At 57.9% G+C, this 10,707-nt stretch carries 8 protein-coding genes and 1 riboswitch; of the genes, 5 read left to right on the plus strand and 3 right to left on the minus strand.

The window, feature by feature from the left end; translation table 11 throughout:
* Nucleotides 1–20 precede the first annotated feature (20 nt).
* Both ACUTSU_RS22335 and ACUTSU_RS22340 read right to left on the minus strand, forming a co-directional pair.
* Nucleotides 21–1,265: a multifunctional CCA addition/repair protein gene (locus tag ACUTSU_RS22335; protein ID WP_445652480.1), complete on the minus strand. Its 1,245-nt coding sequence runs from the start codon at nt 1,263–1,265 to the stop codon at nt 21–23.
* A 123-nt stretch (nt 1,266–1,388) separates the two neighbouring features.
* Entirely contained in the window at nt 1,389–2,009 is a 621-nt protein-coding gene (locus tag ACUTSU_RS22340) for a TIGR04211 family SH3 domain-containing protein (protein ID WP_012146991.1), read from the minus strand.
* Nucleotides 2,010–2,289: 280 nt separating this feature from the next.
* Between ACUTSU_RS22340 and ACUTSU_RS22345 the strand changes: the two genes are divergently transcribed.
* The 4 genes from ACUTSU_RS22345 (at nt 2,290) to yjeH (ending at nt 9,283) form a co-directional block, all read left to right on the plus strand.
* On the plus strand, nt 2,290–3,597 hold the full coding sequence (locus tag ACUTSU_RS22345) for a CYTH domain-containing protein (RefSeq protein WP_445654737.1): 1,308 nt from the start codon (nt 2,290–2,292) through the stop codon (nt 3,595–3,597).
* Nucleotides 3,598–3,642: 45 nt separating this feature from the next.
* On the plus strand, nt 3,643–6,480 hold the full coding sequence (gene glnE, locus ACUTSU_RS22350) for a bifunctional [glutamate--ammonia ligase]-adenylyl-L-tyrosine phosphorylase/[glutamate--ammonia-ligase] adenylyltransferase (protein ID WP_445654738.1): 2,838 nt from the start codon (nt 3,643–3,645) through the stop codon (nt 6,478–6,480).
* Nucleotides 6,481–6,573: 93 nt separating this feature from the next.
* Nucleotides 6,574–8,004, plus strand: a complete 1,431-nt coding sequence (gene hldE, locus ACUTSU_RS22355; protein ID WP_012146988.1) for a bifunctional D-glycero-beta-D-manno-heptose-7-phosphate kinase/D-glycero-beta-D-manno-heptose 1-phosphate adenylyltransferase HldE — start codon at nt 6,574–6,576, stop codon at nt 8,002–8,004.
* Between the two features lie 25 nt (nt 8,005–8,029).
* The gene (gene yjeH, locus ACUTSU_RS22360; protein ID WP_445654739.1) at nt 8,030–9,283 is read left to right on the plus strand and encodes an L-methionine/branched-chain amino acid transporter; all 1,254 of its coding nucleotides are present in this window, start codon (nt 8,030–8,032) and stop codon (nt 9,281–9,283) included.
* Between the two features lie 29 nt (nt 9,284–9,312).
* On the opposite strand, the gene ubiK is transcribed toward yjeH, so the two are convergent.
* Complete coding sequence (ubiK, locus tag ACUTSU_RS22365; RefSeq protein WP_012146986.1) at nt 9,313–9,591, minus strand: ubiquinone biosynthesis accessory factor UbiK; 279 nt, start codon at nt 9,589–9,591, stop codon at nt 9,313–9,315.
* 146 nt (nt 9,592–9,737) lie between these two features.
* Nucleotides 9,738–9,898, plus strand: a riboswitch (FMN riboswitch).
* A gap of 110 nt (nt 9,899–10,008) precedes the next feature.
* Here ubiK and ribB point away from each other — a divergent pair.
* A complete protein-coding gene (gene ribB / locus ACUTSU_RS22370) occupies nt 10,009–10,662 on the plus strand; it encodes a 3,4-dihydroxy-2-butanone-4-phosphate synthase (protein WP_261111950.1) in 654 nt (217 codons plus the stop codon).
* Nucleotides 10,663–10,707: the final 45 nt, after the last annotated feature.

Raw genomic sequence — 10,707 nt, forward strand, 5'->3', positions numbered from 1 at the left:
CCCCGCGCTGCGGGGTTTTTTTATGCCTGGTCTTTCAGAATATCCTGGGTTTGTTTCCAGTCGGCCAACGCCTGTTGACGACGGCGTTTGAGCTCATCGCGGATCGCCAGCCCTTGCAGGCCGCTGGCCACCACCTCTTTGACCGATACCGCATTCGCCACCTGAAACGCTTGGCGCAGGTAGTCACCCTGCGGATAAGGGTTGTTTTCAAAACCGGTACGGCCACGGGCGTCGGCTTCGCTGGTAAGGATCATCTGTTCCAGTCGCTGTGGTTTGCGCCAAACATCGACCGCATCAAACAGTTTCAGCAGGGTCCCAGGGCGCAGCTTGTTGACCGTATGGATCAGGTCGTGATATTCGGCGACCAGCTTGGCCAGATCGCGTACCGGATTGGGGACTCGCAGCCGCTGGCACAGTGCTTCGACCAGCAGAACGCCCGCAGGCCCATGGCCGTGGTGATGTGGCCAGAACTCTTTTGGCGTCTGCCCTTTACCCAAATCATGGCACAGCGCCGAAAAGCGTACGTCGACCTCGGGGCTGAGTTGGGCGGCGATAGCCAGCGTCATCAGCGTGTGAATGCCGGTATCGATCTCCGGGTGCCATTTGGCGGGGGCCGGTACGCCGAATAAAGCATCGATCTCCGGGAACAGCACACTGAGCGCCTCGCAGTCGCGCAGCACCTGGAAATAGACCTGCGGACTTTGGCTCTGCAGCGCCTTCTCGGTTTCTTTCCAGACCCGTTCTGGGGTCAGCGCCGCCAGTTCGCCGCTGTTCGCCATCTGAAGCATCAACTCGGCGGTTTCCGGGGCGATGCTAAAACCCAGATGAGCGAAGCGGGCGGCAAAGCGCGCCACGCGCAGCACGCGCAACGGATCTTCACCAAAAGCTTCAGATACATGGCGTAACACCCGCGCTTGTAGGTCGGCTACGCCGTTGAAAGGGTCGATCAACTCACCGTCGGCGCTGCGGGCAATGGCGTTGATGGTTAAATCACGACGTTGCAGATCTTCTTCCAGTGTCACGTCCGGCGCTGCGTAGCAGGTAAAACCGGTATATCCCTGGCCGGATTTTCGCTCGGTGCGTGCCAACGCATATTCCTCATGTGTCTTTGGGTTGAGAAACACCGGGAAGTCTTTACCAACCTGTTGATAGCCCAGCGCTGTCAGTTCTGAGGGCGCAGCGCCGACCACCACCCAGTCGCGGTCGACTACCGGTATCTCAAGCAAACTGTCGCGGACGGCACCGCCGACCAGGTAAGTCTTCACTATTAACTCCTGCATTTATCCCAAGGCTCTGTTGACCAGATTACCTCAATTAGCGGCGCGCTGCCGAAACCAATAAAAAGGGCGCCCCGCAGGCGCCCAATCTCAAACCGAACGATACTTTAATCAGTTCATCCAGCGGTTGTTGCTTTTACGACGCGGGATCAGGTGTGGCAACAGCAGACCCAACAGCAGGCCTACGCCAGCCACGCCGCCGCCGTACATAAACCACTGCAGGATAATGGTGCGCTGCTTGTCGTCGAGCTGCAGGTTAACGGCGTTAACCTTTTTCTGCGCCACTACCAGCTGATTTTTCAAATCCTGGTTTTCCTGCTGCAGGCCGCTGATGGTGCTGTCGCTGCCGGCCACTTTCTGCTGCATTTCAGCGGTACGCTGGTTCCAGCTGTTGTCGATATTGGCCAGTTTATCGGTCAGGGTTTTTACCTGTTGCTCCAGTGCGGGCACCTGAGTGCGCAGGCTTGGTGTCTGGCTCAGCTGATCCAATGGGATCCAGGTATTACGGCCCTTGGCATCGCGGATCTGGCCATAGTTGGTGCTGTCATTTACGCTCAACAGGGTCACTTCTTCGCCGGCGTTCAAGGTGCCGACAATACGGTACTGATTACCCGGGCCGCTGTGGACGTAAGTATTCAATTCATCGGAGATATAGCGTTTATCTTCGGCATGGGCGCCCCAAGTGATGCTGAAGCTCAGCACGGCAAGGCAAATCAGGCGTAGTTTCTGCATTAGTTCATCGTTTCTGTGTGAATTTATGGGAACGATAGTAGAGCGTTCAGTCTGACGACGCAACGCAAAAACCGGAATGAGAACTATCTTACTGTGGCAGATTCTGTGAGTTGCGCAGTGTTTTATAACGTAACAGGTTTTTTCTGCAGTTAGCAGGGTTAAGGCGCCGGGAATCGCGGTAAGATAACGGCAACTGTGCGTCACCGGGCAGAACGTGGCAGGCCAGGCCCGCCGCCGCGAAGGCTGACGCGAATGCGTAACTTATTGGTGTAAAAGACTTATGACCGTTGAAATCGAACTGAAATTTATTGCCACCCAGGATGCGGTTGCCGCCTTGCCGCAGCAACTGGCCGCCTGGCCGAATCAGCATTCTGCGCCGCAAAAACTGACCAATATTTATTTCGAAACCGCCGACAATTTCCTGCGTGGGCAGGATATGGGGCTCCGTATCCGCGGGTTCGACGACAGTTATGAAATGACCATCAAAACCGCCGGTAAGGTGGTCGCGGGCTTGCATCAGCGTCCGGAATATGATGTGGCGATCGCTACGCCAGAGCTGGCGCTGGAGCGATTCCCGGCAGATATCTGGCCGCAGGGTTGTGATATCCCGGCTTTGCAGCAGGCGTTGCAACCGCTGTTTCGCACCGACTTCGTGCGTGAGAAGTGGGTGGTCACTTACGGTAAGAGCGAGATTGAGGTTGGCCTTGATCAGGGTGAAGTGAGCGCCGGGGAACTGAGCGAAGCACTTTGCGAAATCGAGCTGGAATTGAAGGAAGGCAATACCGCCGATTTGCTGGCGCTGGCCAACGCACTGGCGGAGCACGGCGGCCTGCGTCAGGGCAGCCTGAGCAAGGCGGCGCGAGGTTATCATTTGGCGCAGGGCAACGTCCCGCGCGAGCGTCAACCATTGGCGGTATTGAAACCGGCCGCTAAATCCACCGTTGAGCAAGGGATGATCGCCAGTTTTGAACTGGGTTTGAGCCATTGGCAATATCACGAAGAACTGTGGTTGCGTGGCGATACTCAGGCCCGTCGTTCCGTGATGGAGGCGATTGCGCTGATCCGCCAGGCACTGGTGATTTTCGGCGGCCTGGTACCACGCAAGGCCAGCGCCGATCTGCGCGCCCGGTTGACCGCACTGGAGCCGCTGCTGGTTGATAAAACCACTCAGCCACAGGCGTTGTGCTACAGCGCGGAATATCTGCAATGTAAGTTGGCGCTCACATCGTGGTTGGTGGCTGGTGCCTGGAAACCCTTTATCGATGCCAAGGCGCAGGCCAAGCTTGACGGCTCCTTCAAACGTTTCAGCGACATTATGCTGGGGCGCAGCGCCGCCGAGTTGAAAGAAGCCTTCACCCGCACGCTGAACGATGACGAATACGAGGAACAGCTGCCGCGCCTGACGCGTCAGCTCTCGGCATTTATCCTGCTGTCCGGGGCTTACCCTGATGACGAAACCGGCCCCTATATTGACGGATGGCGCGAGCTGCAGCTGGCGGTGGCCGAACGGCGTCAGGGCTGGTACGAAGGCAGCCGCAAGCAGGCCTTATCGCATGCGCCATTCTGGTTAAACGGCGCCCTCCGCTAATTAAGTAGGCCTGCCTGGCGCAGGCCGCAGAACGGATCTTTCACTATGTTGCCACTTTCAGCAGCGTTACAGACTCAGGCACAGAACATCGTGCAGCGTTTTCAGGAAACTCAGGGCGCGGACAGCGCGCTCAGCGATCAGGAACAGTGGGTTTTGGCGTCGAGCGACTTTGTCTGCGACATGTTGCTCAACCAGCCGGAATGGCTGGCGACGCTGCGCAAGCAACCGCCGGTGGCGGACGAGTGGCAACATTATGCCGCCTGGCTGCAGGATGATTTGGAAGAGGTGCGTGACGAAGCGCAACTGATGCGCGCACTGCGCCTGTTTCGCCGCGAGACGCTGGTAAGGATCGCCTGGGCGCAGGCGCTGGGCCAATGCAGCACGCAAGAAACGCTGTTGCAGCTGAGTGGGCTGGCGGAAACGCTGATAGTCAGCGCCCGCGACTGGCTGTACCAAACCTGCTGCCGTGAATGGGGCACCCCATGCAATGCTCAGGGCGTGCCGCAGCCGCTGCTGATCCTCGGTATGGGGAAATTGGGCGGCGGTGAGCTGAACTTCTCGTCCGATATCGATCTGATCTTTGCCTACCCTGAAAACGGCCAGACTCAGGGCGGGCGGCGTGAGCTGGATAACGCCCAGTTCTTCACCCGTCTGGGGCAGCGGCTGATCAAAGCGCTGGATCAGCAAACCATCGACGGCTTTGTCTACCGTGTGGACATGCGGCTGCGGCCGTTCGGCGACAGCGGCCCACTGGTGATGAGCTTCGCCGCGCTGGAGGATTATTATCAGGAGCAGGGCCGTGACTGGGAACGTTATGCGATGGTCAAGGCGCGGCTGATGGGCGGTTCGGAAGACGTCTACAGCGAAGAGCTGCGCAAGACCCTGCGGCCGTTTGTCTTCCGTCGCTATATCGATTTCAGCGTGATCCAGTCGCTGCGCAATATGAAAGGCATGATCGCCCGTGAAGTACGGAGGCGCGGGCTAAAAGACAATATCAAACTGGGTGCCGGTGGCATCCGCGAAATAGAATTTATCACCCAGGTATTCCAACTGATCCGCGGCGGCCGTGAGCCGGCGTTACAAGGGCGTTCCTTGCTGCCGACGCTACAGGCGGTGGGGGAACTGGGGCTGCTGGAGCCGCAACAGGTACAGGCGATGAGTGCCAGCTACCTGTTCCTGCGCCGGCTGGAAAACCTGCTGCAGGCGATTGCTGATCAACAAACGCAAACGCTGCCACAAGATGAACTCGACCAGGCGCGGCTGGCCTGGGGCATGGGGTTCGACGACTGGTCGGCCCTGCTGCTGGCGTTGGATGACCATATGCAGGCGGTCAGGGCGGTATTTAACGACCTGATTGGCTGTGATAGTCCGGATGTCGGTGAAGATCCCGACTATCAGCACTATCACAGCCTGTGGCAGGACGCGCTGGAAGAGAACGAACTGGCCCCGTTGACGCCGCACCTGGACGAAGAGGCGCGCAGACAGATGCTGCGCACCATCGCCGAGTTTCGTCATGACGTCGACAAACGTACCATTGGCCCGCGTGGCCGCGACGTGCTCGACCAACTGATGCCTCGCCTGCTGGCGGAAGTCTGTCCGCGTCAGGACGCGCCGACCGCGCTGCTGCGTTTGACGCAACTGCTGCTGAGCATTGTGACCCGTACCACCTATCTTGAGCTGCTGGTGGAGTACCACGCGGCGCTTAACCATTTGATTCGCCTGTGCGCCGCTTCGCCGATGGTCGCCAATCAGCTGTCGCGTTATCCGCTGCTGCTGGATGAACTGCTGGAACCGGCGACCTTGTATCAGCCGGTGGCCCCGGATGCCTACCGCAGCGAGCTGCGCCAGTACCTGTTACGGGTGCCGGAGGACGACGAAGAACAAAGGCTGGAAGCGCTACGCCAGTTCAAACAGGCCCAGCAACTGCGTATTGCCGCCGGGGATATCTCTGGTGCGCTGCCGGTGATGAAAGTCAGCGATCACCTCACCTATCTGGCAGAGGCGATCATCGACGTGGTAGTGCAGCAGGCATGGGGCGACATGGTGGCGCGCTATGGCCAGCCGACCCATTTACAGGAGCGTGAAGGGCGTGGTTTTGCGGTAATTGGCTACGGCAAGCTGGGTGGTTGGGAACTGGGTTACAGTTCCGATCTTGACCTGGTGTTTATCCTCGATTGTCCGCCGGAGGTGATGACCGACGGCGATCGCAGCATTGACGGTCGTCAGTTTTATCTGCGTCTGGCACAGCGGGTAATGCACCTGTTCAGCACCCGTACCTCGTCCGGTATTTTGTATGAAGTGGACGCCCGCCTGCGGCCGTCGGGGGCGGCAGGCATGTTGGTCAGCACCGCCTCCGCCTTTGCCGATTATCAGCAGAGCGAAGCCTGGACCTGGGAACATCAGGCGCTGGTACGGGCGCGCATTGTGCATGGCGATCCGCTGTTGCATCAGCAGTTTGACGTTATCCGCCGGGAGATCCTGTGCAAACCGCGCGATCTGGAAACGCTGAAGCGCGAGGTGCGTGAGATGCGCGAGAAAATGCGCAATCACCTTGGCAACAAGCAGCGTGAACTGTTTGATATCAAAGCCGACGAGGGTGGGATCACCGATATCGAATTTATTGCCCAGTATCTGGTCTTAGGCTATGCGGCGGCCGAACCGCGCCTGACGCGTTGGTCTGATAACGTGCGTATTTTCGAACTGATGGCCAATTACAACATCATGCCGGAAGAGGAAGCGCGCGCACTGACTCAGGCTTACGTCACCATGCGCGATGAGATCCATCATCTGGCGTTGCAGGAGCATTCCGGCAAGGTCGGTAACGGACAATTCGCCGCCGAACGTGAACAAGTCCGCGCCAGTTGGGCGAAGTGGCTGGGCTGAGCAGGCCGATTGCGCAATACGTTTTGCAGCTATTACAGACGTCTGTGGTAATATCTGCGCCACTAAAATTTTGTACTTTTTTGGAGTTATCGGATGAAAGTTACACTGCCTGATTTTCGCCGCGCCGGGGTATTGGTGGTGGGTGACGTCATGTTGGATCGCTATTGGTATGGGCCGACCAGCCGTATTTCACCGGAAGCGCCGGTGCCGGTGGTTAAGGTTGAAACCATTGAAGAGCGTCCCGGCGGTGCGGCTAACGTGGCGATGAACATTGCTTCGCTGGGCGCCAATTCACGCCTGGTGGGCCTGACCGGTATTGATGATGCCGCGCGGGCGTTGAGCGCCAAGCTCAATGAAGTCAACGTACGCTGTGATTTTGTCTCGGTGCCGACGCATCCGACCATCACCAAGCTGCGCGTGCTGTCGCGTAACCAGCAATTGATCCGCCTCGATTTCGAAGAAGGTTTTTCAAACGTCGATCCGCAGCCGCTGTTGGAACGTATTCAGCAGGCGCTGCCGCAGATTGGCGCACTTGTGCTGTCAGATTACGCCAAAGGCGCGCTGAGCCAGGTACAGAGCATGATCCAACTGGCGCGAGCCGCCAAGGTACCGGTGCTGATCGATCCAAAGGGTTCCGATTTCGAGCGTTATCGCGGCGCGACATTGCTGACGCCAAACCTGTCCGAATTCGAAGCGGTAGTTGGCCACTGTAAAGACGAAGCCGAACTGGTTGAACGCGGCATGAAGCTGGTGGCGGACTTTGAGCTTTCCGCTCTGCTGGTCACCCGTTCCGAGCACGGCATGACGCTGTTGCAGCCGGGCATCGCGCCGCTGCATTTACCCACTTTGGCGCAGGAAGTGTTTGACGTAACCGGTGCCGGCGATACTGTTATCGGCGTGTTGGCCGCGGCACTGGCTGCCGGCAACACGTTGGAAGAGTCCTGTTTCCTGGCCAATGCCGCTGCCGGCGTGGTGGTAGGCAAGCTGGGGACTTCGACCGTTTCACCCATTGAACTGGAAAACGCGGTACGCGGCCGGGCCGAAACGGGCTTTGGTGTGATGACCGAGGCCCAGTTGAAAACCGCCGTGGCGCAAGCCCGTCAGCGCGGTGAAAAAGTAGTAATGACCAACGGCATTTTCGACATTCTGCATGCCGGTCACGTCTCTTATCTGGCCAATGCCCGCAAGCTGGGCGATCGCCTGATTGTGGCAGTGAACAGCGATGCTTCCACTAAACGTCTGAAAGGCGAAACCCGTCCGGTCAACGCGCTGGAAAACCGCATGATTGTACTGGGTGCGCTGGAAGCGGTGGACTGGGTGGTGCCGTTCGAAGAAGACACGCCACAACGCCTGATCGCCGATATCCTGCCGGATCTGCTGGTGAAAGGGGGCGATTACAAGCCTGAAGATATCGCCGGTAGTACTGAGGTATGGGCCAATGGCGGCGACGTCAAAGTGCTGAACTTCGAAGACGGCCTGTCGACCACCAACATCATCAAGGCAATCAAAGACGGGCGTGGCTAACGTTCGCTGAAAACGGCGGTGGGCAGTGAGTGGACTGAAGCAAGAGCTGAGTTTGGCGCAGGGCGTTGGGCTATTGTCCACTTCACTGCTGGGTACCGGCGTCTTTGCCGTGCCGGCTTTGGCGGCACAGGTGGCACAAGGCGATAGTCTGTGGGCCTGGCCGTTGCTGATTATCCTGGTGTTCCCGATCGCCATCGCCTTTGCGGCTTTGGGCCGCCACTTCCCCAGCGCGGCTGGCGCAGCGCACTTTGTCGGGCTGGCCTTTGGTCCGCGTATGGCGAAAGTCACCGGCTGGCTGTTTTTATCGGTTATTCCGGTTGGGTTACCCGCTGCGTTGCAGATTGCCGCCGGTTTTTGGCAGGCCACTTTCGGCTGGAGCGCCAATGTCCTGCTGTTGGTGCAAATTGCCACGCTGGTGGTGATTTGGTTTTTAGGCTCGCGCAGCGCAGGTTCCAGCGCCAATATTCAAACGCTAATCGCTATTCTGGTGGTGGCGCTGGTGGCCGCTATCTGGTGGCGCGGCGACATCTCACTGTCCAAAATTCCCTGGCCGGCAATCCACGAAATCTCCTCGCCCAATCTGTTCCATGCACTGGCAGTGATGTTCTGGTGCTTTGTGGGCCTGGAGGCATTTGCCCATCTGGCAACCGAGTTCCGTAACCCTGAACGCGATTTTCCGCGTGCGCTGCTGTTTGGCATGTTGGTCGCCGGGACGGTGTACTGGGGCTGTACCGTGGCGGTGCTGCATTTCCACGCCTACGGTGAGCATCAGGCGGCGGCTGCGTCGTTGCCGGGGATTGTGGTGCAATTGTTTGGTCAGCATGCGCTGTGGGTGGCCTGCATCATTGGCTATCTGGCCTGCTTTGCCAGCGTGAATATCTATACTCAAAGCTTCGCCCGGCTGGTGTGGTCGCAGGCGCAGGATCGTCCGTCCAGCGCGCTGGCCAGGCTGTCTGCCGGACAGGCACCGGTCAATGCATTAAGCGCGGTGGTAGGCAGCTGTTTACTGTTCACCTTGCTGATTTATACTCTGAAGCTACCGCTGGATACGCTGCTGGTGTATGCCAATGGCATCTTCGTGCTGATCTATCTGCTGTGCATGCTGGCGGGCTGTCGAATATTGCACGGACGTTCGCGGCTAATGGCGGCGACAGGCTTAGGGCTGTGTGTGCTGTTGATGGTGATTATCGGCTGGAAAAGCCTGTATGCGCTGGGGATGTTCGCGCTGATTTGGCTGGTGTTGCGGCTTAAGGCGCAGGCGGTGCTCAAACCGCACTAAGGGCGCGTTGCCGCGCCCTTAAGGGTAACTTATTCGGCGTCTGGCTGTTGCGCAGCAGGCGTGGCGTTCAGCTTGCTTTCCAGCTCGCTCATACGCTGTTCCAGCAACGCCAGTTTCTCACGGGTGCGCAGCAGTACCTGGGTCTGCACGTCGAACTCTTCGCGGTTGACCAAATCCAGACGGGTGAGCTGTGACTGCAACACCTGACGGATTTTCTTCTCAACGTCTTCCCCGAATTCGCGCACGCCTTTAGGCATGGACTCATGCACCTGACGTGCGATCTGTTCAATTTTTTTCGGGTCAATCATGGCGTATCCCTTTCAGAGTTTAATAGCTGTCGCCTAGTGTAATGCGAGTTGCCCGCCGGATAAACTATTTAACCGCATTCCCTGCGGCTGACCGAATTATGCTTTTGCCAATTGCCCTGATTAATCATTAGCGTTATAGTCGAGAAGCTTATTCTCAGGGCGGGGTGCAAGTCCCCACCGGCGGTAAATCACCTTCTACGGTGAAAGCCCGCGAGCGCTCAACCAGCTTTTGCAGTTTGGTTAGAGGTCAGCAGATCCGGTGTAATTCCGGGGCCGACGGTTATAGTCCGGATGGGAGAGAGTAACGGTATCTGCCGGGTTTGCGCCCGCTTGCGTTATTTTTTTAGCTATTGCTAGCTACTCCTCAAGATCGCCCTGGTTCTGGTAATCCATAATTTTCTAATGAGGTTTTTTACCATGAATCAGACCCTACTTTCAGATTTCGGCACGCCGGTAGAACGCGTAGAACGCGCTCTTGAAGCATTGCGCAATGGGCGCGGCGTGATGGTGCTCGATGATGAAAATCGTGAAAACGAAGGTGATATGATCTTCGCCGCAGAAACCATGACCGTTGAGCAGATGGCGCTGACCATTCGCCACGGTAGCGGTATTGTGTGCCTGTGTCTTACCGAAGAGCGCCGTCAGCAGCTTGAACTGCCGATGATGGTGACCAACAACTCCAGCCAGTTCCAGACGGCCTTCACCGTGACTATCGAAGCGGCGCAGGGCGTGACGACCGGTGTTTCCGCGTCCGACCGCCTGACCACCATTCGTGCAGCGATTGCCGATAACGCCAAGCCGAGCGATCTGAACCGCCCTGGCCACGTGTTCCCGCTGCGTGCGCAGCCGGGTGGCGTGCTGAGCCGTCGTGGTCATACCGAAGCGACTATTGATCTGGTATCAATGGCCGGTTTCAAACCTGCCGGCGTGCTGTGTGAACTGACCAACGATGACGGCAGCATGGCGCATGCGGCAGAAGTTATCCTGTTCGCCAAACAGCATGACATGCACGTACTGACCATCGAAGATCTGGTGGCCTACCGCCAGTCACACGAGCAGAAAGCCAGCTGATATCACACTGATTTTCTGAGTATGAAAAAAGCCGCATACGCGGCT

The organism is Serratia sp. NA_13 (assembly GCF_052691735.1).